Below are 23,624 nucleotides of genomic sequence, written 5' to 3' on the forward strand. Positions count from 1 at the left end.
AACCAGACGTTAATATCTGATTGAGTATGCCATTAAAGTCCAAATTGTTCGCTTTCTTGAGGCGTTAATTGCGCTGGCTCATGGCTTTGCTGGCTAAACAGTATCTCGGTTTTATCGCCGCGCAATTCAACCAACGCCAGTCGGTCGATATAGTCACTGCCTGACAACTCAATGCTGGCAAACACCGCATTGAGTGGTGCTTTTATCGGCGTGAGTTGCAACTGCCATTGACCATTGTCGCTTGTAAACTGCAAGGTAAATTCTTGTTCTAGCGCTGAAGTGTCACCCTGAAAAACCGCAAGAAAGACGCGACTAAAATAGAAAGCCATTGGATTGGCGTCTGCCGTGACCACTTGCGCCTCTTGGTTAGCAAACCGTTGACGTAGCTTGTCTTGAGTCAGTGTCAGTTGCACAGAAAAGGGCGTCTGCTGCTGCCACAACAGACCGTACTCTTTACTTAGCAGAAAATTCCCTTCAGACGAAAGCGGCTGCTGGAACATGGCAAGATGGCGCAGTTGAGTAAAGTCACCCCGAACCACGCTATGTTTTGCCAGTTGCTGCTGCAATGAGTTCAAATCTGACACCTGAGCCCAACTTGGCAGGCTTACCATTAATAGGCTCAGTATTGACAGACTCAGCGACAATCTGGTGCATAGGGTGACTAGAATACGCATTATGGGTTGATACTCCCGTGACGGTGCCAAGTTTCTACCTTATCAATAAACACTTTAGGCGAAGCAAAACACATGGCTTGATCGGCTACAGAGACCGCAACCTGAGTGGTGTAGGCTTTGCACATGCGTTGACCTGTATCGGCATCATAGATCACAAAGTCGATACGCAATCGGTTTTCCCATTCGGTCAGTGTGCCGACAATACGGATAGTGTGATTGAACGGGATGGCTTTAACGTACTTTACTCGGGTATCAATAATCGGCCACATATAGCCTGAATCATTCATCGCGAGATAACCGTATTCCAATTTATCCATCATGACGCGGCGAACTTCCTCAAAAAAGCGGAAGTAGTTGCCGTGATAAATGACCCCCATCGGGTCGGCGTCCTGAAACGAGGTAACCAAGGTGACCTCTGCTTGCAATGGAAACGCGACAGCTTGCTTCTCCATTAAGCCTCCGGATAAAGCGCCCAATGACGCGTTTGAATTCGTTGCATAAAGTGGCGCAGGTCATGCTCTAGTGGGCGGTCTTCTGACACAAATTCAAACTCACTCAGCACTGCCTCACGGATAGACTTTAGATTGTCACTCATATGGTGTTCATCGAGTTCGTTATGTCGGCGACGTATCTCAATCGCTTGAATACTAGCCAGCAGCGATGCGGATGCTACCTGTTCGGTTAGCTCCAATACACGTAAACAGTCGCGGGCGGCAATGGTGCCCATGCTCACTTTATCTTGGTTGTGACATTCGGTCGAGCGAGAGAACACGCTGGCAGGCATGGTGTGTTTCAGCGCTTCTGCTGTCCACGCTGAAATGCCAATCTGTACCGCTTTAAAGCCGTGGTTGATCGGTTTACGCTCACCTTCTGCACCAGTGAGGTTAAACGGCAATCCGTTGTTAAACTTGTAGTCCATCAGCTGTGCCATCTGACGGTCTAATAGATCCGCAAGGTTAGCAATACCGGTTTTTAAGGTATCCATTGCCATGGCGATATGACCACCGTAGAAGTGTCCACCATGCAATACGCGTTCGTTGTCACCATCAATGATTGGGTTATCGTTGGCACTGTTTAGTTCGTTTTCGATCAACTGACGCAGCCAAGGCAGCGAGTCTTGCACCACACCAATGACATGCGGAGCACAGCGCAATGAGTAGCGATCTTGTAATCGGTCACTGTTACGCGGTGGACGTTCTGCATTGAGATCGTGACGCAGCCAAGCGGCAATCTGTTGTTGACCCGGATGAGGTTTCACGGCAAACAGCGCTTCATCGAAGTGGAAGTCGTTGCCTTGCATCCCAACAGACACGAGCGCCGTGATCTTGGTGGTTAATTGAGCCAAATACTCAGCGCGTTTATAGGCTAAACAAGCCAGTGCAGTCATGACCGAAGTGCCGTTCATCAGCGCTAAACCTTCTTTTGGCTTAAGCTGAATCGGTTTAATACCGAGTTGAGCAAACACCTCAGCCGTCGGGCGAACCTCACCTTTATAGATAACATCGCGCTCACCAATCAGCGCCGCTGCTAGATAAGAAAGTGGCGTCAAATCGCCACTGGCACCTACAGAGCCTTCTTGTGGAATACGCGGCGCAATATCTTGATTGATCAGGGTAACGATTTGGTTCAACAGATCGTGAGTCACACCCGATACACCTTGCGCTAGTGAGCATAGACGCGTGGCTAATACTGCACGCGCCTGTTCATGATTCAGTACTTCACCCAGACCACAACCGTGGAAACGGGTGAGATGAAGTGGTAGCTCATCGACCAAGCTTGGCGGGATCGCCACGGTGCAAGAGTCTCCGTAGCCAGTGGTGACACCATAAATCACGCCTTCTTCTTTAAGCAGACGCTCAAGGAACGCGACGCCACGGTCGATCTTGGCAATAAAGTCCGGCGATGAGTTGAGGTTGGCGTTAGCACCTTGTGCAATAGCAACGATCTGTTCAATCGTTAATCGGTCTGCGCCAAAAGTTATACAGTTATTTTTTTGTTGGTTCATCGCTTTGATCACTTAAGGTCCAAAAATTGAAAAAGTTATACCACTGAAGCGGGGCTTTCAGGGTGAAATATTCGAGTCGTTGCGCATAATGGTCGACGACCGATTGCAGCGCTTGTTGACGAGTTTTTCGAGGCAGCGTCACTTTATCGCAAAACGGTTCAAAGTGGACGTCAAAATGCGCTTGCTCGCTGCTGTCGTCGCGCAATCCAAAAAGAAGATAAACCGGCGCTTCCAGTACCGATGCCAACATAAATGGACCGGTTGGAAACGGAGCGGGTTTACCTAAAAAGTCGCTATATATCGAGCGAGTTTCTTGAGTGGTGGAGGTGCGGTCACCAACAATCACCACCCATTCCCCTTGCTCAATTTTTTGTTGCAGCATAATGGCAGTGTCAGGTCCCATGGAGCTGACTTGGATAAGATTGAGTTCAGAGTCAGGATTGACCGCCTTCATCACCGAATTAAAGCGTTCGGCGTGTTCGGTAAACACCAGCGCGTTGATCTTGACACTGCTGTAGTGTTTGCTCAATGCGCGGCATAGTTCTAGGTTGCCGAGATGCGAACCAAGAATCAAAACCCCTTGGTCTTGCGCTAGGATCTGGTCAACATGCTGCTGCCCATGAATGGTGAGATTATCAAAACTGAAATCGCCACTCCAAGCCGCGAGTTTGTCGAGCATGGTGCGACCAAAAGATAGCAAATGCTGATAGCTATCAAGCGGTTGAGGCAGTTCAATCTGTTGCTGCTTTGCATGACTTTGTAGCTGTTGCAAGTAAAGCTCAGAGGCTGCTCGGGACTGTTTACCCGTCATATGGTAATAGCGAATCACCAATCTAAGTATGTAATCAAATGCCTTACGACCAAACAGTTTATAGATGGTCAATAGGCACTTGATGCCGATAATCGTGCCTTGTTCGCTTCGCTTTGACCAGTGTGTGCTAGTCGTGTTTTGCGTTGCCGAACCTTGTGTTGCCGTATCTTGTGAACTCGCGGGTGGTCGTTTACGAGCCAGTAGCGCAGGAATTCGAGGCAGCATGCCAAAAAACAGCCGCGTATGCATCCAACTGATTTTCAGGTTATCCCACAGCGCATCGAAGTGAGAAATGCCCCCTTCCGGATAGATGACTCGAGTTTCAACGAAGTCGATATCGACCCCTTGCCAATACATACGAACCAAGATCTCGATATCGAAATCCATACGACGACCAATTTGATACTTATCGAGTGTCACGACGGTTTGCTTGACCGGGTAGGCGCGGAAACCACACATGCTGTCTTTAATTGAAAAAGAAAGGGTTTCAATCCAGACCCAAATGTGGGTTGCGTAGCGACCATAAAGGCGAGATTTCGGTACGCTGTCATCATAGATCGGTTGCCCAGAAATAAGACGCTCTGGATGATGTTGTGACGCCTGCATGAGCTTGGGTAGCGCATCAATATCATGTTGACCATCGGCATCGATCTGAATCACATGGCTATAGCCCAATGTCTGCGCTTGACGGATCCCTGCCATCACAGCGCCACCTTTACCTTGGTTTTGATCCAGACGCACCAATTCCACATTGCTTTGTTCTGCCAGAGACGCCAGTACTTGTTGGGTGGGCAAATCGCTACCATCATCAACAAGAATAAAGGGCAATTCAAACGGTTGCAGAGAGGCGATCACGTCAGCCACTGTGCTGCCGTGGTTGTAGCATGGAATCAAAAAACAGGCTTGGTAGTTACTCACGTCGCTATTCCTCTGCGTCTGGCTGAGCGAGTTTCATTTTTCCAGAGGCATGAACGGCAAGGCGCTCACCATCCATCGACGTATATTTGAACGCTAATTTCTGTTTGTCCTCATCCCAAGTCAAGCTCAGTGTCACTTCAGCATCTGGCAGGATCGGTTCTTGGAACTTGATCACCTCCATACCTTTAAATGCGCTGGGGGTATTGAGATATTGGCGGGCGTAAAACACCGCCCAATCGACTTGAGCGACGCCAGGAAGCAATTTAAATTGATCAAAGTGACCTTGGAAATAGAGAATGTCACCATCGACCCGCAACTCAAGCTCAGCATGGTTGTCTTGCACGGTGTGGCGAATAAGAGTCGGTTTACGTTTATCCATATCTATTATTGGCCCTTAAAAAGAGATTCAATCATCGCCAATTGACGTTTACCTTGGCTATTGAGAGGAATCGCATCTAAGATGCGAATACGCCGAGGGATCGCAATAGGCTCAAGCCACTGCCGCAGTTGTGCGCGAAGTTGTAGCCAAAATTGGCTTTTACCTATCTCATCGAGGTGCTGTTGACCTTGAGGTGTCATGACGAGCACGGCGACTAAAGCGAGGCGAGTGCCTTGTTCCATCGTCACTACCGCTGATTCGGCAATCCAATCAAGCTGCTCTAATCGCTTTTCGACTTCAACCAGAGAAATGCGCTTTTCTTCGATTTTCACGACTCGGTCGGTGCGACCTTGCAGTTCGAAGTGATGCTCATCATGAAAGTGGCACTGATCGGCGGTTTGATACCACTGGTCACCATTGATGTGCTCTGCTTTTAGTCGCAAGCAGTTTTCACCGTTTAGCACCGCTGCCACCGTCGGGAACAGCGTCCAAAGCTCGCTGGCAGTATGTTGACTGCGATAGGCGATACCGCCTGTTTCGGTACTGCCAAACACTTCAATCGGCAGTTGTCCGAATATTTTGAAAGCGTGGTTGGCGGCAACGTTATGCAACGGACCGCCGGAAGAAAAGATCGCTCCCATCGGGCGTGAGCTGTGTTCTTCACTCAGGCGTTTTAATAGCGCAGGGCTGCTGATAAGGACGGTATCCTTATTGGCATTGGCGACAACTTGCTCAGGAAATTCAAGATTTTTGCTATAAAAAGGGCGTCCGGTACAGAGCGGCCAAAGCAGTCTGAACAGCAAGCCATAGATATGCTGGTGCGAAACCGTACTGTGGATCTGGGCTTGGGCAATTTTCTCGCCCCAAAGAGATTCCAGTATCTGTACCTCAGCATCGAGTTGATGCAGGCTTTTCACAATGGCTTTCGGCTTGCCACTTGAACCCGAGGTAAATAGGGTCAAACTGATGCTCTTTGGCTCAAGTGTTGGCCATGTTTTTGTGACAGCTGTTTTATTGACGGCGGTATCCGTCAATAGAGACAGCGTTAAAGCTTGTGTTGCCACCGTGAGTTTATCGGTTGCAATGGCATCATCATGGAGCAGGAGATCAAACTCTTGTTGTAGCTCGTTAATGGCTTCGGGTTGATAGTTACCGGGCAAAACCAACTGCTTACCGCTATAACAGCAGGCAAGAAATGCCACAGAAAACCGGTAGCTATCGGCAAAACAGAGAGCGACACGCTGAGCGGTGGATTTGTCGAGTTGTTCACAAACAAACAATACATCCGCTTGCAGTGCTTGCCATGTGTAGTTTTTATCAGACTCAAACGCCACCAAGGTTTCTGGTCGGCGTTGTGAATTGAGCAAATCAGCCAGAGAGCTGAATCGAGGATGAGTCACACTGTTCACCTTGCTTTTTGCTTGTCGTCGCAAGCTTGATGTTTTTTCTGTACCACTTGACGAATCAGCCATTCCACCACAAACAGAGTGCCAGCACCGAGGTATCCAATTAAGCCGTTATAGAGCGTCCATACTTCTAGAGATTGAAAACAGCTATAGAAGGCAATAGCGCCGTTAACAATAAAAAACAGACACCAAACTTGGGTCACCTTGCGAGTGTAGCGAACCCCGGACGGAGCTAAGTCGGGTTGTTGTAACCGAGCCAAACGTTCAATGATGCTCTGCTTTTGCCATAAACTTGCCGCAAAAACCATTAGCATGCAGGCATTTACCACGACGGGGTAGAACAGCATTAAACGATATTGCTTTAGCAGTAGATCGAGAGCGACCAGAGACACGCCGATAATGGCGCTTACCCCTGCGAAATACTTGAGCTGCGCCACTTTGCTCTGACGAGCAAATATCAATCTTAGTAGTAGGGCACCAATCAGAACCCCACCAATGATATTTAAACCGTATTGCTCGATGCCTAAGTAGATAACAAAGGGATACACAGCTAAGACAAGCGCCGAGAGCGCTGTCAAAAGCTTACGCATTAGGATTCCTTGAGTAGCTCAGTGACCGCTTCAACTACGTCATCAACGGTGCGTACAGCGCTAAACTCATCAGGTTTGATTTTTTTACCTGTGACATTTTGCAGGTGAACCACAAGGTCAACGGCATCAATGCTATCAAGGTCAAGATCTTGATAAAGGTGAGCATCCGGCTGAATGTCTTCAACGTCGATTTCAAAGAGTTCTACCAAGGCGTCTTTGACTTGGTTAAATACTTGTTCTTTGGTTACTTCAGTCATCTTATTGTTCCTATCAATTACGCGTCAGATGTCTGAGAGCTTACATAGCTTGCAAGATTAGCGACTGAGGCGAAATGCACACGAGTATTACTGTCATCGGCATCAATCACAATGTTGTATTGTTTTTTGATCGCCAAACCGAGTTCAAGCGCATCAATTGAGTCAAGACCTAGACCACCGTCACCAAAAAGTGGTGCTTCTGTTTCAATATCGTCAACAGAGAGATCTTCTAGATTAAGGGCGTCAATGATTAGTTGTTTGATTTGGTTGTGTAAAGTTTCCACAGTGTTTGCTCTTTGTCAGTGTTGTTCGGGTTATAAATGTTGGTTCAGGTCACTCGTTTTGTTCGGGGAAAAGACCATCGGACAGTTGCTGCTGCAGGCGTCTTGCAGCGATTGAATGGTGGGTAGTTTGCTTGATAATCGGAGCAACCTCAACCTTATCCTTTACTTCTATGGTGAATGTCGCCTTTTTAGCGGGCACTTGGTACCACTTGCCTTGCTTGGTTAAAAATGGTTCTGAAACCGTAATGTGAACAATGCGGACATCGGTGACGGTTCGCACCGCAATTTGCGCCGCACCACGTTGCAATTTAGAGGGTACGCCCGGAGTGGTGCGAGTCCCTTCAGGAAAGAGCAGCAGTACATTACCTTTAGCCAGTCTCTCTTTACAGGTACTCAGGAGATCTTCCGAGGCTTCATTCGGTATATATCCGGCCGCTTTAACAACGTGTTTAATAAAAGGGTTCGACCATAACGCCGATTTTACTAGGCAATCACAGCGTTTTAGCTGCGAAACAATGAGCACATAGTCAATCAGCGAAGGATGATTGGCGACAATAAGACAGTCGCGATCTTGCTGCAAAAGCTCTGCACCGATGATCTTATAATCTATAGCGCCAGTGAACTTCATTAAACGACAGAAAGCGTCAAAGCAGAACTGGATGGCTGCCTGAACGCGATATTCTCTTGAGACAGTATCAGAAGTGATGATGTGTATTATAGGAATGACAATAAAGCTAAGAAATAAGCCTCCTAATCCGAAGATAAAAAAGCAAAATCCCGTGCTACAAATACGCCAATACTGATTTAATTTATCCATTAACTGCGAGTTTTTCTAATCCATTGCCAACTTTGATGGGATGAATGAACGGTCCATGTTGATTTGTCAGTTAGGTAATTATGCAAGAATTCTAGGCTCTGTGGAAGAGTGTTTTTTGCAGAATTAATAATATTATTGATTGTGAATTCATCACCATAGGAAAGAATTAAGCCTAAGCTGTATCCTTGATGGTAGTGAGAATCAAATTGCTTATAAATTTCAGGTAACGGTTCATCAAAATCCACCAATAACACTTTGTGATCAGGATTATTGTGAAGATAGATATAAGCTTCAACCAATGCCATATGGAAGCTATTGTCAGAAGCGGAGATGGAGGATACCGGCAGAGGTTGCTTGGCCGCAATTGTCGTCAGACCCGCAGCCGTGTTGTGCACAGACTGAGAGAAGTCCATTGGTGAGGCATCTTCGCCTTGCAAAATACTTTCGATCAACTTAGCGGTGCGGGTTAATTCACCATGTCGACTAGAAAAAACAATATAATCAACACGCTGTGTTTCTAAAAGTTGTAGCGCAGTTTGTGTCGCGAGTTTACTTAAATTACTCATTCGACGACGCATCATCGCGGGTATTTTATCCACTGCGATCTTTTCATCTTGTGGCCATTGGTTGTTATTTGTCCAATCTTTCCACTGTTCTAATGTATTTAATCCAGCTGCGTTCGCGCGCCAACAATCTATATTTAGGTTAATTTTTGTCATAGGTTCTATTGTTAAAGATTGAACTTTATCTTATTAAACGGAATAATATATGAGTTTCACAATACACTCAAAAGAGAAATGAAAATCTTGTCGCATTGGATGACTTGACTCACGATAATAATTGACGTGGGTGATCGCGTTTCTCTATACATTCTGATAATTAGTTAGGTTTCTCTGTGTCGTATTACAATCAAGACCCGTTCAACGCATTTCAGGCAAAAACGGAAGCTCAAAAGCTTTCTTTTGCTCCCATTGTCTTTCACACCGCTCGTACCTTAAGAGATTTGGGTATTCTAGACGCTTTGGATAAAGCGGGTCAGTCTGGCTTAGACGCTGCGGCGATTTCTGACGCGACTGGCGTTTCAGAATATGGCGTTAAAGTACTGTTAGACATGGCAGTGAGCGCACATATTGTGCTTTGGGATAAACCGAGCTATGCCTTGGCTAACCTTGGTCACTTCTTGCTGCACGATGGTATGACTCAGGCAAATATGGATTTTACCGCCGACGTTTGTTACGCCGCAATGATGCATCTAACGGAAGCGATCAAAGAGGGCACACCGGCCGGTCTGAAAGAATTGGGCGAATGGGACACGATTTATCAAGGTTTGTCTCGATTGCCAGAACAAGCGAAGCAGAGTTGGTTTAAGTTCGATCACTTCTATTCCGATCGCTCTTTCCCACTACTACTGGAAAAGGTGTTTGCCGATAAACCACAAAGATTGGTTGATATTGGTGGTAATACCGGTAAATGGGCTTTGCAGTGTTGTCATCACGATGCAGATGTCGCAGTTACCATCGTCGATCTTCCTCAGCAGCTTGAAGTGGCGATGAACAATATTGAACAGCAGGGTTTTGCTGGTCGCGTTACACCTCACCCAGCCAATATGTTGGATAAAGCTCAGACGTTACCTGAACGTGCCGATGTCTGGTGGATGAGTCAGTTCTTGGATTGTTTCTCGCCGATGGAGATCTTAAACATTCTAAAGAAAGTGAGAGCTCAGTTACAGCAAGGGGATACGGTCTACATTCTTGAGTTATTCCCTGACGCGCAAAAATATCAAGCAGCCGAATACAGCTTGAATGCCACCTCACTCTATTTCACCTGTTTAGCGAATGGTAACAGCCGTTTCTATCGCAGTGATGACTTCCTAGAAATCGTTGAAGAAGCGGGTCTAAAACTGGTTGAAAGAACCGATGATATTGGTTTGGGTCATACCTTGTTAAAGCTGTCGATTTAACGCGCCAGTTTGACCATTTTCCAGTTAGAAAACGCCAACTCACAACAAGTTGGCGTTTTTTTATCAGGTACTTTTTAATGATAGCTTGGCTATCTAAGCAACCACTTTCTTAGGGTTTTCGCGACAAAGCTGCGGTTTTTCAAAATAAAGCGGTTTTTTGGTATTTTCGAACGTGAGCGCAATACGGTCTTTGCCTTTGAGAAAGTCTGAAACCCTTCAAAGCCGTGGTAATGACCGATCCCCGAATTGCCAACACCACCAAACGGCGCATCATCCGCAGCAACGTGCATCACGGTATCATTGATTGCGACACCGCCACTGTGGGTGCGACTGAGCAAGGTATCAATCAACGCTTGGTTATCCGACATAATGTAGAGCGCAAGCGGTCTTGGTCGAGCGGTGATGTAATCAATGACCTCTTCAATCGAGTCGTAGCTTATGATGGGTAAAATTGAGCCGAAGATCTCTTGCTGTAAAATCGCCATCTCCTCAGTGACATTGGTCACCAAATGAGGATAGAGACGTCGACCTTGATCTGCCTCGATCTCTTTGACGGGATGGATTTGCCCGCCTTTTTGTTGAGTGTCATTTAACAAGTGCATTAAGCGCTCATATTGTCGATCAGAGACAATATGAGTCTGCGTATTGCTGTCCTTGCTGTCTAAATGGTATTCGGTGTAACGCTGAATAAAGACATCAATAAGCTCTTGCTGCCGTGCTTTAGGCACAAAAATATAATCCGGTGCGACACATATTTGACCCGAGTTAAGGGACTTACCCAAAATAAGCGCATCAACAGCAACATTGATGTCGATATCACTGTCAATGATGGTTGGAGACTTGCCACCAAGCTCTAGGGTAATGGGCGTCAGATTATCGGCCGCGGCGCGTGCCACCTGTTTGCCCACCGCTGACGACCCGGTAAAAATAAGATGGTCAAAAGGCAAGGCGGAGAAAGCCGCACCAATATCGGCTTCCCCTTCGATGATTTGAATGTGTTGCTCCAACTCTGCGTCTGTCACCACTTTTGCCAGCGTCTTATTGGCATGGGGCGTAAACTCACTCATTTTAATCATCACACGGTTGCCTGCGGCGATAGCCTGCACCGTTGGTCCAAACGCTAAGAAGAACGGGAAGTTCCAAGGCGTGATTACTCCAACCACTCCCAGCGGTTGATAATGTACCGTCACTTTGGAAGGCGCGAGCATCAGTCCCGAATGGCGCTTAGAGGGCTTCATCCATTTTTTAAGGTGCTTAATGGCATAGTTGATGCTGGCGACACTAGGCAAAATGTCGGCAATTAAGGTATCGAATTCACTACGGTAACCGTAATCTTGCTTGAGGGCGTCGTAGATAGCTTGTTCGTTGGCGATGATGGCTTGTTTTAAGCGCTTTAATACGTCAACTCTTTGTTGATAGCTCGGTGCTGGATGGGCGTGATAGGCGGCTTTCATCGCAGAGAACTGAGACTCTAACTGCTGTGGGGACAATTGTTGTGGGAATTGTTGTGGGGACAGGCGTTCTTGAGCGGTAGCTGGGCTGATGACGGACATAGCACTTCTCTTTAGTTTTGTTGTGTCTATTATTTTATTAGGTTTAAGCGATACAGAGTTGGAAGCTCGTTGATGCAGTTTTTGCGTGAAATGGAGTGGAAAAATCGCGATATCAAAGGCTAGTATTCACTGCATAAAAAAGGAGTCCATATCGGACTCCTTTTTACTCAACTTAATAATAGCTTACAACTACTGAGTAATAATGTACACCGTACCATCTTTTTCATAAGTAGCGGTTACCTCACCACCATCTCCAAGCACAACAACGTCATTGCCTTGTTCATCTTGCAAGTCGCCAGTTACGGCATCGACAACAATAGCGAATGCAACGGCTGAAGCGATTGGGTGTGCCCAGTATGACCAACCCGCTCGGTGGTATGGCTTGCCAATATAGACTTTGCGAACGGGTGCTCGGTAAACAGGTCTGTGTGGGACAGGCTTACCAATAACACGTTTGTGTTTCTTCACATACGGCGCAGCCTCAGCAGTGCCAGCGACGCTGAATCCAGCCAACGCAACGCTTACTAATACCGCGGATAGAATAGACTTTTTCATGTTATTTCTCTCTGGAGTGAGTTCAATAGCCTAGAGAATAACCACTCTTGAATTATTTTGCAATATGACGTCCTGTAAATTTAATGATCTGTAAATTAGAGTAAGGAGACCGAATGTTCCACTTGAAACGGCAAACCTTTCTAAAATACTGATCGAGTGAATACCTTTAAAATGGAATGACATTCTGTATAATGAGGCAGTCATCATGCAACCTAAGACGTTATTATGAAAAAAGCGATTATACTTTTGACCACCTTGGTTATCTCCACTGGCGCAGCCGCGGGCGCTAAAGTCACGATTCCAAAAGATCGTGTTATCTGTCAGACAGAAACAGGGATGAAAACGTTTTTAGCTCGCAAAGCAACAAACCGCCTTAAAAAGGGCTTACCGTCAGAGTGCCGTTCTATTGATCGCAAGCGAATCGGCGAAGTGAAGGTTCGCTATAAAGGATACGTGAGAGTGAAAACCATGCTAGGTGATAACGTGTTTGTTGATAAAGACGCAATACGTTATAACTAATTTTCGCAAGTCACTGAGATTAAAATAGCACTCAAACACGGAGTGCTTTTTTGTTGTGAGTTATCCTACCTAGCTTTCTCATCAATCAAGAATGACGTTGGCACTGACACTTAATTGATATTACCTTGTGACCATTGTGCTAGATTCTATAGCTATGGACTCAGTGGATAAGCGAGCGCTGAGAAGCGAACAGACGTGAGGTAGTGACCATGAACGAAAAGCAAAAAATGCAACTTGCCGATAATGTGACCCTATTTGATGCTAATGATAAGGGATTGGTGAAGGAGCGTCGCTATGCCAAACACCTCTGTATGCAAATCAACAATACCCAGCCAGATACACCTGAGCGTTCGCAGCTTCTTAAGCAGTTGTTTGGTCGAATCGATCTGCACATTGAAGCACCGTTTTTTGTCGATTACGGCTATCACTTAAAGGTCGGCAAGGGCTTCTTTGCCAATCATGGTTGCACAATTTTAGACAGTGCCCCCGTGACGATTGGCGACAACTGTTTGCTTGCACCTAACGTAACTCTGTCCACAGCCAACCACCCTTTGGATCGGGTTCAACGTGCCCAAGGTCTCGAAACTTGCGGTCCGATCACCATTGGCAATGATGTTTGGCTTGGCGCAGGGGTGACCGTTTTATCTGATGTCACCATCGGCGATAACGTTGTGGTTGCCGCTGGCGCGGTGGTCACTAAGGATGTGGCGGCGAACTGCGTTGTAGCAGGGGTGCCCGCCAAAGTAATACGCCAGTTATAGCTTGACCGCTTGCTGCATAATGTCTCTTCCTTCCGTCTCAACATAATCTAAAAAGACTTGCGCAATGGGTGAAAGCTTCTGGTTTTTCGCCCATGAAAACGACCACTGAGAGCGAATAGGCAGCGATTCCACATTGATGACTTTCACATCATAAATCTCGCCGAACGCTAAGGTATGAGCGGATAAAATCGACACGCCCAATCGCGACAATACCGAGTGAATAATCGCTTCATTACTGGCAATGGTCATTTTGATATTCGGCTGGCAGCTGTGTTGCTCAAAAAAGGACTCTATTGAGTGACGAGTTCCCGAACCAATCTCGCGAATTAGGAAGTCATACTGGCAGAACTCATCAAGCGTGACCTTGGGCTTTTGTGTCAGTGGATGATCCGCTTGGGCTATCGCGACCAAGTCATTTGACATAAATTCAGTGACTTCGAGATCAAGCCCCTTGGGTAGATGACTAAACACATAGAAATCGTCCAGCCCTTGCTCAAGGCGTTCAATCACTTGCTGGCGGTTGGCAATAGTAAATTGAATATCGATGCCGGGATAGCGTTGACAAAAAGGTCCCAACAAATGGGGAATAAAGTATTTAGCGGTGGTGACAACGCTTAACCGCAACGTACCGGATTTTAGTCCTCGCAAGCTAGAAAGCTGCATATCCAGATCTTCACAACTTTGTAAAATCGCCCTTGCCGTTTGCACGGTCGCTAACCCAGCATCAGTAAATTTGAGCTTTTTACCGACCTGTTGGTAGAGAGGCAAACCGATCGCCTCGGTTAACTTTTTCAACTGCATTGATACGGTGGGCTGGGACAAAAACAGAGTTTCCGATGCCGCCTTAACGCTACCGCCATCAAAGACCGCCAGCAAAATCTCTAGCTGCCGAAAGGTTCCAATATGAGCATGTAACCGTGATGCCATGCTAAGCCACTCCATACGACTGAATTTGTTATTAGATTATTGTCTATGTAAATCGTAATTCATATCTGTTTTTATCTAATTGCAATCTTGATGACCCTGCGCGGTTGGTTTACTGGGATTAATGATGCAGTTAAAGGATAAAGATATGTGTGTAGAGAGTTTTTTGTGGTGGTTTCTTACAATTGAATTTCTATTCGACACAGAAACTGGAGACAGTTACCTTGTACATATCGAGGTTTATTCGGGCTTGCAAAAGACAAGTTTTAAATTTTATTTACTTGACGAGTACTTGAAGAATCAACCATTATAATGTTTAGTTAATGTTCTGATATATAACAAATTATCAATAAAAGATAGTTGGTAAACATCGGAGGTTCTATGTCTAGATACCAGTTCTTTACTTATCCATATAATCAAATAACCGACTTTACGTATTTAGATGTGGATTCAAAAGATTACATCATTAATAAGCAAGCGTTGATCGAGCAACGGTTTGAACTAGATGGAGCCCCAGTTGTGGCTGATAGTGCACAAGAGGCTGTAGAAAAGTATAACTGCAATTTTTCCCGAGTTAGTCAGGAACAAGCGAAAGCGGGTGTTTCCTACACTCTTATCATGGGGTTGGTAGCTTTGTGGAAGTGGATTCGTCAAAGCAAATCTTAGAGGTTATTTCTAATAACCGTGAACACGCTCTAACCGTAGCATTCATATGCGGTTAGGTCTTTCCAACAAGGTCATTGTGCAACGCACGGCAATTCTCCAGTCCCGTAAAAAACGACCACCGCTGACAGCGGTAATCTTTGATGGTTTGGGATACGAAAAGTTGCTCAAGCAGCTTGTTCTGCCTGCCCTGATTTCGTCAGATATAATTTGCTATTCCTTTGAAAAACGACCTTCAGCTTTATCTAATACATCTTTTGGTAAATGAGAGCAGACCACATGATAATTAGTATACAAATTTAAAAATAGCTTGGAGAAAAAGAGCCCAATTAGCACGATAATAATGGACACTATTACCGTTATCCAAGCAATAAGTTGTTCGGAAGAACCGATTTCTCCCTGAATACGAATAATTTCTTTTTCTAAGCTATTTATTTTTTCATTTAAACGACTATTCTGCGACTTTTGTTCACTAATTTGTTCAAAAATATTGTGATACTTAGCCTCGACGGAAGCAATTTCTTTATGCTTTTCGTCTACACCGTCTTTAATACTATTGATCTGAGAGATGTTTTTGTTAAAGCGAATCACGCGATTCTCAAGATCCTTTAAATTTGAATCCAGGGATTGAATATCGCGCTCTAACTTTATTTGAGTTTGATCAAGCTGATTTAGTAAAAGTTGGTTTTCATCCTGATTAGCAAAACTGGTGAACGAAAATACTAGAATGAAAAATGAAAGTACTATTTTTTTCATTTTCTACTCCACATAAATTGTTGAGGATTTTAAAGTTGCAAGTTTTTGAGAACTAGGATCGAAAACTTTAACCTTGAAGGTATACTTCCCCTTGTTGACTGGCCAAATTCTTTTTACGAGCCATGTGTAATCATCAATTCGATCTTCTCGTCTTTGACGGGTATAGACATCGGCATTATCAGTGTGGTTCTCTAACTTTATAGTGCCATTACCATCGTGGTATTCCCATTCAAAGTAATACTTCTGTTCTTTTATTAAAGGTGTTTTGGAGCTAAATTTAACCCAAGCCCATATTTTTACGATGCCGTTGTTTGTTTTTACACTAGCGACACCATTTGCTTGAGTGAAGTGTTTTTGGTCAAAGCTATCCAAGATTTTCAGTGTGATAGTATCGTTTGACCAACTATAAAAAGGCGTAATTAGCAAGGTGAAAATCAGCATGTATTTCATTACACATTTCCTTGTTTTTGTAACTAATTGCATAAATTACAAAAAATCGTTTTTTCTTTCCTAATTGTATTAACGCTAGTTCATAACATAGGTGTAGGCAAATTTGCTTTAGTTCTAGTGTGACATTAGCCTTGTGCTCATATGCTAATAATCTCGATATATTGGTCATAGCTCAACAACAAGGGGAGTAGACCGCAATATCAATGAAACGACTTAATGTCGCAGTGATGATTCATCAAGGTCGACTAAAAGGTAGGGTTTTGCCATACATTTTTTCATACAAAATGGATTAATGCCTTCCCCATTCGTAACACAGAAGTATCCAAAAATAAGCGACAACACGCGAATACCCACCATGCTTGACCTTCAAACTTTCACCCTCCGCCTTAACCCCACCACCAGCAAATCCTCAAGCTACCAAACGGTTCCAATATAAACATATCACCGTGACGCCAAGCCAAGCCACTTCCATCCGAGCAAATTGATGATTAGATAATCCTCTATGTAAATCATAATTAATATCTATTTTTATCTAACTTCAATCTTGATTACCCTACATGGGCGGTTTTTGGAGGTAATGATGCAGTTAAAAGAAAAAGATATGCGTTGTAGGCAGCTTGTTCTACCAGTGATGACAACTTTAACGTTATTGGTGTTTTTTGTAATGGGGCAGGCAATGGGAATGCAGTCTATGGGGTTTGCTTTTGTGGCTGCTGGGCTGTCGGGGATGGTGTCGATACAGATGTGGCGAAACTCTCGACCTAGTCATCAGACGGGCGACTCAGCCATTATGGTTGGGGATAAGTCGTCATGGTGATGGATGCTGTTGTTGCCTTTTTTATTCTTGGTGCTGTGAGTCAACTGCTCGGGGCAAAGCTGGCTTTTCCGGAGAGCCTTTATAAATCGCTAAGCCTATTTCTAATGATTGCGATTGGCTTAAAGGGAGGCTTGGCGTTACAGAAGCATATCGATCCGCAGCTAGTTCTGATGGGGGGCGCTGTCATCGTATTTGGATTGTTGCTGCCTCTAATCGCGTTTCCTTTACTTAGGTATTTTGGTGGCTTAGACCGCATTAACGCGGGAGCGGTTGCTGCGCACTATGGCTCGGTTAGTGTTGCGACCTATGCCGTGGCGGTGGCGCTGCTGGAAGCCAACAATATTCAATATGAGGCGTATTTTCCACTGTTTGTGGTGTTGCTTGAGATGCCCGCTATTGTGGTCGGTTTGGTTCTTGCCAAGGGCAGCCTTAAGATTATTAACGCCAAATTTATTAAACATGAACTGGTGGCGAACCAAAGTATTTTACTGATGTTGGGCAGCTTGCTTATTGGCTACTTAGGAGGCAACAGTGTTGAGAAGTTGTCGCCGCTGTTTATTGAGCTGTTTTCCGGCGTATTGGCGCTGTTTCTGTTAAAAATGGGGATGGTGGCGGGTGAGCAATTGTCGACGCTGAAAAAACACAGTCTGTTCTTGGTGAGCTTTGCGATGTTGATGCCGATGCTAGGCGGTCTGGCGGGGACGGCGTTGGGCTGGATGCTTAACTTGAGTGCGGGTGGTATTGCATTAATGGCGGTGCTGGGCGCAAGTGCCTCTTATATTGCGGTGCCTGCTGCCATGAAAGAGAGTTTGCCAGAAGCCAATGCAGGTATGTCGATCACCACTTCACTGGGGATCACTTTTCCGTTTAACGTGTTACTGGGTGTGCCTTTCTTTATCGCGCTGGGTCAATATATCACGGCGTAGTCGGGGGGATTGTGGTATAGAACAAACAATGCAACGCGCATCGGTGAACTTTGCTTGGTGACAATGGGGATCGACTGCCATTGTCACTATCTTTGGCGCTTTTCAAGATAGTTGTCCCATCTCGCTTGTCACAGATCCCTTTGTCACAGAGTCTGCCAATCCAATATCTCCATGACTTCAAACGCGACCTCTTCATAAGGATGCGCAGCCAGCAAGGCTTCAATACTGGTTTTGACGAGGTGGTCTTCGCACACTAATTCGACTCGTAACTCGCGCACTTTTTCCACTTCGCCGTGGGAACCGATATGTGGGTTAGCGCCAGCTAAAGGACGAAACTGCCCTTGTCCTTCGAGTTGAAAGCAGCAGCGGTCATAGTCGCCAATGCGACCGGCTCCGGCGTCAAATACGGCGTTTTTTACTGCTTCGGCATCGTTCACTGGTACAAAAAATACAATTTTCTTCATGATCTAAACTCGACGATTAAAGCTTGGACTTAGCTTGGTTAATCTTCTCATACTGCCTTGAGCGCAAAAGATTGCAAGTACTCTGTTTCTCTGGCGTCGGTTTGTAGATAGCTATGATGCAGCATAAGGATCGATTGAACGATCTTGGTGCCGATACCCAGCGCGCCGCTTTGCGCTTGGTGATCGACCTTATTGTGTAATGAAAACTCAATCAAAGCGTTGCTCGGATTCAAGTGCGCTCGGCAGATCACTTCGGAATCTAACGGGCTATGTCTTAAGGCGTTCTCTAACAGATTCAGTATCGCTCGCTCTAGTAAGCCTTTGTCTCCGACTGTGCTCAGATTGTTGTCCACCTCTAAGGTGAGGCTGCGTTGCTGTTGGCTAAAGGCGGCTTGCATGGTCTCGGCACACTCTTGAACCACGCTGGCAAACTCTATCGGAGTGGGTTGATATTCAGGTGCAGCATCTGACTCTCTTGCTGACTCTAACATCTGATGCAGTTGCGTCGACAGCTTTTGGCAATTTCGAAACGCGACCTCAATCAGAGGGTCGTCGCTGTGGTGCTGGATGCGCCACGTTTCCAAATAACCCAGTACGCTGGATAGCGGCGTTTTGAGATCATGGCTCAGTTGCAATAGATCTTGTCGACGCTTGGATGATTGATATTGCAGTTGTAAGAACTGCTGCTGAATATATTTCGCCATTAATTGATAGGAACGCGCAATCGGCACGAGTTCCGGCACTTGGTCGCTGAAATCGGGCTTTAAGCGAAAGTCATGCTCGGCTTGTTGTTCGAGTTGCTGCGTGACTCTATGAATCGGATTAAGAAGGCTCATTTTCACCAGCGCATAGCTGCCCACCGCAAAACCCAAGATTGAGAGCAAAACCAACCCGCCGAGGGCGAGGTAAGGGGTATCGACCTGCGCATCGGCAATCGCGCTGTGTTTGGTGCTGCCAATCACCACATACAGATAGCCAACGGTAGAGCCTAACTCTTCAATCGCCGCAACAGAAAACACTTTATGTTGCTCTGGGTTTCTCGGATCGTCGCCAAGGATAGGAAAGGGGGCTTGGTCTAGAAACTGATGAATCGGTGCCAGATCGACATGATCCATCATCGGCGCATCGTCGGGCGCTGCGTGGGTGGTGATTTTCCCTTGGCTATCGAGAAAATAGATTTCAAAATCCGGCCCCATCAGCATCAGAGTGTGGAATATGGATTTCAGCGCTTTAGGGTTATAGTCGGTGCCAATCATCAGCGGATTATCATCGCGCATATGGCTGGCAAGATATTGGTGCAGGCTCTGTTTAGTTCGCTGTTCAATGGTCTGTTTTTGCCAGTTGTAGGTCAGGGCGATAGCAATCACTGCAACCAGAAACCAGACGCTGGTAAACATGACTAAGCGAAATTTAAAGCTGGTGGTTTTAGCCATAAGCCTCACCTTAAGTTAATGAGGAAGGGGCTGAAATTTATAGCCCACTCCCCAGACAGTTTGAATAAAATGATGCTCGCTTTGTTCCAATGTCAACTTGCCACGTAAGCGATTGATGGTGCTACAAACCGTATGATGATAGCCGCTATGATTGGTTTGCCAGACGTGGTCTAACAGTTCGTCCTTGCTGTAAACGCGTCCCGGTCGCGAGGCTAAAAATCGCAGTAGCGTAAACTCGGTGGCGGTCAGGGTGATCTGTCGATCTTGGAGCGAGACTTGATGTCGCTCAGGAACAATCTGCAAAGGACCAAATACCATGCGGTTCTCTTGCTCGGCTTGGGGCTCGTCAAGGGAGGAGAGTTGGGCAACGCGACGCAGCACATTGCGAACCCTTGCCTGAAACTCAAGCACGCTAAACGGCTTGGTCATGTAATCATCGACCCCCGCTTCTAAGCCAGCGACTTTATCCATTTCGCAATCTCTTGCGGTCAGCATAAGCACGGGTTGCCAATGTTGATGCTGGCGTAATTGCTGGCAAAACGTCAGCCCATCGCCATCAGGAAGACCGCGATCTAATACCACAATATCAAATGGTTGTTGGCTAAATTCGCTCTCGGCATCGCGAATATTCGTCACTCTTACCACTTGGTGACCCTGAAACTTTAATTGCATCTGAATAAGCTCTGCCAGATCGTCATCATCTTCAACCAACAAGATGTGCGCCATGGAATTGGCTGCTTGCATTGTCATGGTAATTGTCCTTGTGATTAGAGCCACACTGAACACAAGACCGGAGCAAACAGAAATTAGTTTCAAATCGCGAGCAATTATTGACAAAGTGACCCAATACAAGGGCAGAGTATTGGGTCACTTACTGCGTCAACGTTAGCTTTCGATTCACTTGACGGTCGATTACCTTAGCTGTCGATTACATCGCAACGGGTTTTAATCGAGACGAGTAATGGTGATTTGCGCACCGGGGTTAACAAATCGGTGGTTGGCGCTAAGTGCTGAGCTCGCGAGTCCATCATCGGCAGAAATGACGCCGGAATGAAAGGTGACAATGTCACTAGTGTCATTGCGAGCCGAATTAAAGCCTTCTCCGCCACCTGCTGGACCGGGAATGGTGGAAGCCAGCTCATCATTTAGCTCCGTTCCGGAATCCCACACATTCATGGTCATTTGGTAGCTTTCACCAACCGAAAGAGACATCAAAGACAGTCCGGTTTCCCCCACGAACGCGTCATTGGTATTGACCAACATCGAGGCCAGCGATAGATAACCGGAACTGACGGTAACGGTTACTTCATCACTCGCGCCAGGCATCACCAGACCGTTTCCTGAGACGGCGAAATCGACATTGCTATCACTGTTCATCAAGGCGATGACCTCAGCATTACTGCCCCCTTCGGCAAGGTGTTCCAACTCTACTGAGGCACTGGAACCGACGGTAAACAGAGAGAAATCTTCGTTATGGGTGACAATGGCTAATGGCGACATTGGCTGGTTAGGAGTCAGATTAATAAACGAGATTCGATATTGAGCCTCATCGCTGCTGCGTGTTGAACTGCTGTCATTGTCGTCATCGCTACAACCGACGAGCAGAGCTGCGGCTATCGCTGCGGTTAAGATGGGTAATTTCATCACGACCTCCTATTTAACCACGATGGTGATGGTCGCCACTGGGTTTAACCAGCGATGGCTTGCGTTGTCCAAGTCACTGATACCGGCGGTTGCGTCAGCATCGCCAATATTACCCGGATGGACGTGAACCTTGTCATTGCTGATGCTGGTTTCGACCCCAGTGCCATTAGCGCCAAAGGTCAGAAATGGCGGGTTAGGAATGCTTGACGCCAGTTCGTCATTGGCTTCGGTGCCGGCATCATAGCCGCGCAGTGTCGTGGTGTAGGTGCCGGCTTGCTCTGGAATTGCCCAGCTGTCTAAGCCGACAAAACCATCATTGGTTGGCAGCAACATCGCGCTGAGGGAGAGATAGCCAAACTCGCCGCTATCAATAGAAAAGGTGGTGGTCGCACCGGGATCTAATGGACCAGAGGCGGGGTTTTCAACCACCACACCGCCAGCATTGCTAATTACGCTGGATAATCCCGAAATATCCCCGCCTTCCGCCATGGATTGCAGTTCGCTAGAGGCTTGCTCACCAGTGCGGAACATATAGAGATCCGAGTCGTGAGCCGCGACGATAAGCGGAGTAAAGTAGATGCCCTTCGTGGCGTTGGTTATGGTGACTTCGAGTTCGGCGGCGTGCAGTTGGCTTGCGCCCAAAAGCAGTGCGGTCGAGGTGGCGACTAGCCCTAATTTCTTTCCGAGGTGTCGTGAGTTTAGCGACTTACATTGTTTCATCTTGAATCCATCCTATTTGCGAGTTGTGATCCCAAGTTTTTTGGCATACTGCACCCAATCCATCTTGGTGGTTTTGCTTTTTATAAATGAACGGTCATAAACGAGCGTTCATAACGGGTTGTTGGTGTCGATGTGATTAATGATGAAGCTTGAATCTATTAGCAGGGTCACGAAATTCTCACAAAATTCTCAAAGGATTTCGTCTTTTTGTAACGTGTTGATTTTTAGTTGATAAACAGGAAAATTAGTTAAGGAAGAGTGTCAAGGATGGATGATCTGTCAAGGATGACTGGTTAAGGATGAACGCTCAGCGACAATTGTTCAAGTGAGAGACTGGGAATCACCAACTGGAGGTGGACAGAATCCCTCCCACCTCCAAGGATTGCAGGTTGAAATTAGTTGCTTGGCGGGTGTTGCTCAATCCAATGATTGGCGATCTGCTCTCGGGTCGCCACCCAAACATGTTCATGGCTTTGCACATAATCTAAGAAGCGTTTCAGCGCCATAAAGCGACTCGGTTTGCCAATGATTCGGCAATGCAGACCAATTGACATCATCTTTGGTTTATCTGCGCCTTCACTATATAAACAATCGAAATGGTCTTTAAGATAGTGAAAGAACTCATCGCCGTGACTAAATCCAAACGGAGAAGAAAAGCGCATATCGTTGGTATCGAGGGTGTAAGGAATCACCAAATGTGAGCGATTGACCGCTTGTCCAGCGCTATCGACACCGCTGGGTAATGGTGTCCAAAATGGCAGGTCGTCACCATAATAATCGGAGTCATAAAGCAGCCCATCTTGCTCTGCGACCAGCGCACGGGTATTGGGAGAATCGCGCCCCGTGTACCAGCCAATAGGACGCTTGCCTGTCAGGCTTTCTATAATATCGAGCGCTTGGATCATATGCTCACGTTCTTGCTCTATCGGCATATGTTGGTAGTGAATCCACTTTAATCCATGACAGGCGATTTCATGACCCTCTTCGACAATGGCTTGCGTTACCTCTGGGTTACGTTGCAATGCGGTCGCGACGGCAAAAACGGTGAGGGGTAATTCGCGGCGTTTAAATTCATTCAGGATACGCCAGACGCCCGCTCTTGAGCCATATTCGTACATCGACTCCATGCTCATATGGCGGTCTTGATAGGCGTCGGCATTGGCGATTTCAGATAAAAAGGTTTCCGAGTGCGAGTCGCCATGCAGCACACAGTTTTCTCCACCTTCTTCGTAGTTGAGCACAAACTGCACCGCCACTTTTGCCTTATTGGGCCAATTGGCATCTGGGACGTTATTGCGTCCGTAACCGACATAATCTCTTGGGTTGTTTTGTTCCATA

Annotated in this window: 28 protein-coding genes; 6 read left to right on the plus strand and 22 right to left on the minus strand. The window is 46.3% G+C overall.

The features are described from left to right. Positions 1-32 precede the first annotated feature (32 nt). The 11 genes from L9Q39_RS15135 to L9Q39_RS15185 are packed head-to-tail and all read right to left on the minus strand — an operon-like array spanning position 33 to position 8,860. Positions 33-674 carry an outer membrane lipoprotein carrier protein LolA gene (locus L9Q39_RS15135; RefSeq protein ID WP_237485936.1) on the minus strand — a complete coding sequence of 214 codons (642 nt, stop codon included), beginning with the start codon at positions 672-674 and terminating at the stop codon, positions 33-35. Beyond that, on the minus strand, positions 674-1,126 hold the full coding sequence (locus tag L9Q39_RS15140) for an acyl-CoA thioesterase (RefSeq protein ID WP_237485937.1): 453 nt from the start codon (positions 1,124-1,126) through the stop codon (positions 674-676). Before L9Q39_RS15140 ends, L9Q39_RS15135 begins: the two co-directional genes overlap by 1 nt. Then, positions 1,126-2,679, minus strand: coding sequence for an HAL/PAL/TAL family ammonia-lyase (locus tag L9Q39_RS15145; protein ID WP_237485938.1), 1,554 nt, complete (start codon positions 2,677-2,679; stop codon positions 1,126-1,128). Before L9Q39_RS15145 ends, L9Q39_RS15140 begins: the two co-directional genes overlap by 1 nt. Further along, positions 2,660-4,408 (minus strand): glycosyltransferase family 2 protein, encoded by a 1,749-nt coding sequence (locus L9Q39_RS15150; RefSeq protein WP_237485939.1) that lies wholly within the window; start codon positions 4,406-4,408, stop codon positions 2,660-2,662. Before L9Q39_RS15150 ends, L9Q39_RS15145 begins: the two co-directional genes overlap by 20 nt. Before the next feature lie 4 nt (positions 4,409-4,412). After that, on the minus strand, positions 4,413-4,787 hold the full coding sequence (locus L9Q39_RS15155) for an ApeI family dehydratase (RefSeq protein ID WP_237485940.1): 375 nt from the start codon (positions 4,785-4,787) through the stop codon (positions 4,413-4,415). A 5-nt stretch (positions 4,788-4,792) separates the two neighbouring features. Continuing rightward, positions 4,793-6,187, minus strand: a complete 1,395-nt coding sequence (locus L9Q39_RS15160; protein ID WP_237485941.1) for an AMP-binding protein — start codon at positions 6,185-6,187, stop codon at positions 4,793-4,795. Positions 6,188-6,192: 5 nt separating this feature from the next. Then, on the minus strand, positions 6,193-6,783 hold the full coding sequence (locus tag L9Q39_RS15165; protein ID WP_237485942.1) for a COG4648 family protein: 591 nt from the start codon (positions 6,781-6,783) through the stop codon (positions 6,193-6,195). Continuing rightward, positions 6,783-7,040 (minus strand): acyl carrier protein, encoded by a 258-nt coding sequence (locus tag L9Q39_RS15170; RefSeq protein WP_237485943.1) that lies wholly within the window; start codon positions 7,038-7,040, stop codon positions 6,783-6,785. Before L9Q39_RS15170 ends, L9Q39_RS15165 begins: the two co-directional genes overlap by 1 nt. A gap of 17 nt (positions 7,041-7,057) precedes the next feature. Beyond that, the gene (locus L9Q39_RS15175; protein ID WP_237485944.1) at positions 7,058-7,324 is read right to left on the minus strand and encodes a phosphopantetheine-binding protein; all 267 of its coding nucleotides are present in this window, start codon (positions 7,322-7,324) and stop codon (positions 7,058-7,060) included. Between the two features lie 49 nt (positions 7,325-7,373). Continuing rightward, positions 7,374-8,141: a lysophospholipid acyltransferase family protein gene (locus L9Q39_RS15180; protein WP_237485945.1), complete on the minus strand. Its 768-nt coding sequence runs from the start codon at positions 8,139-8,141 to the stop codon at positions 7,374-7,376. Next, on the minus strand, positions 8,141-8,860 hold the full coding sequence (locus tag L9Q39_RS15185) for a beta-ketoacyl synthase chain length factor (protein ID WP_237485946.1): 720 nt from the start codon (positions 8,858-8,860) through the stop codon (positions 8,141-8,143). The genes L9Q39_RS15180 and L9Q39_RS15185 overlap by 1 nt, the downstream gene beginning before the upstream one ends. 176 nt (positions 8,861-9,036) lie before the next feature. On the opposite strand from L9Q39_RS15185, the gene L9Q39_RS15190 reads away from it, so the two are divergent. Next, positions 9,037-10,101 carry a methyltransferase gene (locus L9Q39_RS15190; RefSeq protein WP_237485947.1) on the plus strand — a complete coding sequence of 355 codons (1,065 nt, stop codon included), beginning with the start codon at positions 9,037-9,039 and terminating at the stop codon, positions 10,099-10,101. An 89-nt stretch (positions 10,102-10,190) separates the two neighbouring features. Here L9Q39_RS15190 and L9Q39_RS15195 read toward each other — a convergent pair whose 3' ends face one another. Together L9Q39_RS15195 and L9Q39_RS15200 are read right to left on the minus strand one after the other, a co-directional pair. Next, on the minus strand, positions 10,191-11,654 hold the full coding sequence (locus L9Q39_RS15195) for a coniferyl aldehyde dehydrogenase (RefSeq protein ID WP_237485948.1): 1,464 nt from the start codon (positions 11,652-11,654) through the stop codon (positions 10,191-10,193). Positions 11,655-11,843: 189 nt separating this feature from the next. Continuing rightward, on the minus strand, positions 11,844-12,209 hold the full coding sequence (locus L9Q39_RS15200) for a hypothetical protein (protein ID WP_237485949.1): 366 nt from the start codon (positions 12,207-12,209) through the stop codon (positions 11,844-11,846). 225 nt (positions 12,210-12,434) lie between these two features. On the opposite strand from L9Q39_RS15200, the gene L9Q39_RS15205 reads away from it, so the two are divergent. Both L9Q39_RS15205 and L9Q39_RS15210 read left to right on the plus strand, forming a co-directional pair. Continuing rightward, positions 12,435-12,728 (plus strand): hypothetical protein, encoded by a 294-nt coding sequence (locus L9Q39_RS15205; RefSeq protein WP_237485950.1) that lies wholly within the window; start codon positions 12,435-12,437, stop codon positions 12,726-12,728. 209 nt (positions 12,729-12,937) lie between these two features. Continuing rightward, positions 12,938-13,489: a sugar O-acetyltransferase gene (locus tag L9Q39_RS15210; protein WP_237485951.1), complete on the plus strand. Its 552-nt coding sequence runs from the start codon at positions 12,938-12,940 to the stop codon at positions 13,487-13,489. Here the strand turns inward: L9Q39_RS15210 and L9Q39_RS15215 are convergent. Further along, positions 13,484-14,416, minus strand: a complete 933-nt coding sequence (locus tag L9Q39_RS15215; RefSeq protein WP_237485952.1) for a LysR family transcriptional regulator — start codon at positions 14,414-14,416, stop codon at positions 13,484-13,486. The genes L9Q39_RS15210 and L9Q39_RS15215 overlap by 6 nt on opposite strands. 378 nt (positions 14,417-14,794) lie before the next feature. Between L9Q39_RS15215 and L9Q39_RS15220 the strand changes: the two genes are divergently transcribed. Continuing rightward, positions 14,795-15,079 carry a hypothetical protein gene (locus L9Q39_RS15220; RefSeq protein WP_237485953.1) on the plus strand — a complete coding sequence of 95 codons (285 nt, stop codon included), beginning with the start codon at positions 14,795-14,797 and terminating at the stop codon, positions 15,077-15,079. Positions 15,080-15,289: 210 nt separating this feature from the next. On the opposite strand, the gene L9Q39_RS15225 is transcribed toward L9Q39_RS15220, so the two are convergent. Both L9Q39_RS15225 and L9Q39_RS15230 read right to left on the minus strand, forming a co-directional pair. Then, entirely contained in the window at positions 15,290-15,832 is a 543-nt protein-coding gene (locus L9Q39_RS15225; RefSeq protein WP_237485954.1) for a coiled-coil domain-containing protein, read from the minus strand. Between the two features lie 3 nt (positions 15,833-15,835). Then, a complete protein-coding gene (locus tag L9Q39_RS15230) occupies positions 15,836-16,282 on the minus strand; it encodes a hypothetical protein (RefSeq protein WP_237485955.1) in 447 nt (148 codons plus the stop codon). Between the two features lie 580 nt (positions 16,283-16,862). Here L9Q39_RS15230 and L9Q39_RS15235 point away from each other — a divergent pair. After that, positions 16,863-17,099 (plus strand): hypothetical protein, encoded by a 237-nt coding sequence (locus tag L9Q39_RS15235; RefSeq protein WP_237485956.1) that lies wholly within the window; start codon positions 16,863-16,865, stop codon positions 17,097-17,099. Next, on the plus strand, positions 17,093-18,025 hold the full coding sequence (locus tag L9Q39_RS15240; RefSeq protein ID WP_237485957.1) for a sodium-dependent bicarbonate transport family permease: 933 nt from the start codon (positions 17,093-17,095) through the stop codon (positions 18,023-18,025). Before L9Q39_RS15235 ends, L9Q39_RS15240 begins: the two co-directional genes overlap by 7 nt. A gap of 143 nt (positions 18,026-18,168) precedes the next feature. Here the strand turns inward: L9Q39_RS15240 and L9Q39_RS15245 are convergent, their stop codons facing one another. The 6 genes from L9Q39_RS15245 to puuE all read right to left on the minus strand — a co-directional run bounded on the left by L9Q39_RS15245 (position 18,169) and on the right by puuE (position 23,623). Further along, the gene (locus tag L9Q39_RS15245) at positions 18,169-18,489 is read right to left on the minus strand and encodes a YqfO family protein (RefSeq protein WP_237485958.1); all 321 of its coding nucleotides are present in this window, start codon (positions 18,487-18,489) and stop codon (positions 18,169-18,171) included. A 47-nt stretch (positions 18,490-18,536) separates the two neighbouring features. Next, on the minus strand, positions 18,537-19,922 hold the full coding sequence (locus L9Q39_RS15250) for a sensor histidine kinase (protein WP_237485959.1): 1,386 nt from the start codon (positions 19,920-19,922) through the stop codon (positions 18,537-18,539). A 15-nt stretch (positions 19,923-19,937) separates the two neighbouring features. After that, entirely contained in the window at positions 19,938-20,672 is a 735-nt protein-coding gene (locus L9Q39_RS15255; protein ID WP_237485960.1) for a response regulator transcription factor, read from the minus strand. A 195-nt stretch (positions 20,673-20,867) separates the two neighbouring features. Beyond that, positions 20,868-21,566 carry a spondin domain-containing protein gene (locus L9Q39_RS15260; protein WP_237485961.1) on the minus strand — a complete coding sequence of 233 codons (699 nt, stop codon included), beginning with the start codon at positions 21,564-21,566 and terminating at the stop codon, positions 20,868-20,870. 9 nt (positions 21,567-21,575) lie between these two features. After that, positions 21,576-22,286 (minus strand): spondin domain-containing protein, encoded by a 711-nt coding sequence (locus L9Q39_RS15265; protein ID WP_237485962.1) that lies wholly within the window; start codon positions 22,284-22,286, stop codon positions 21,576-21,578. A 395-nt stretch (positions 22,287-22,681) separates the two neighbouring features. Then, entirely contained in the window at positions 22,682-23,623 is a 942-nt protein-coding gene (gene puuE, locus L9Q39_RS15270) for an allantoinase PuuE (protein ID WP_237485963.1), read from the minus strand. Between the last annotated feature and the right edge of the window lies 1 nt (position 23,624).

Origin of the sequence: Vibrio hippocampi, from assembly GCF_921292975.1 — a bacterium.
GTDB classification, from domain to species: Bacteria; Pseudomonadota; Gammaproteobacteria; order Enterobacterales; family Vibrionaceae; genus Vibrio; species Vibrio hippocampi.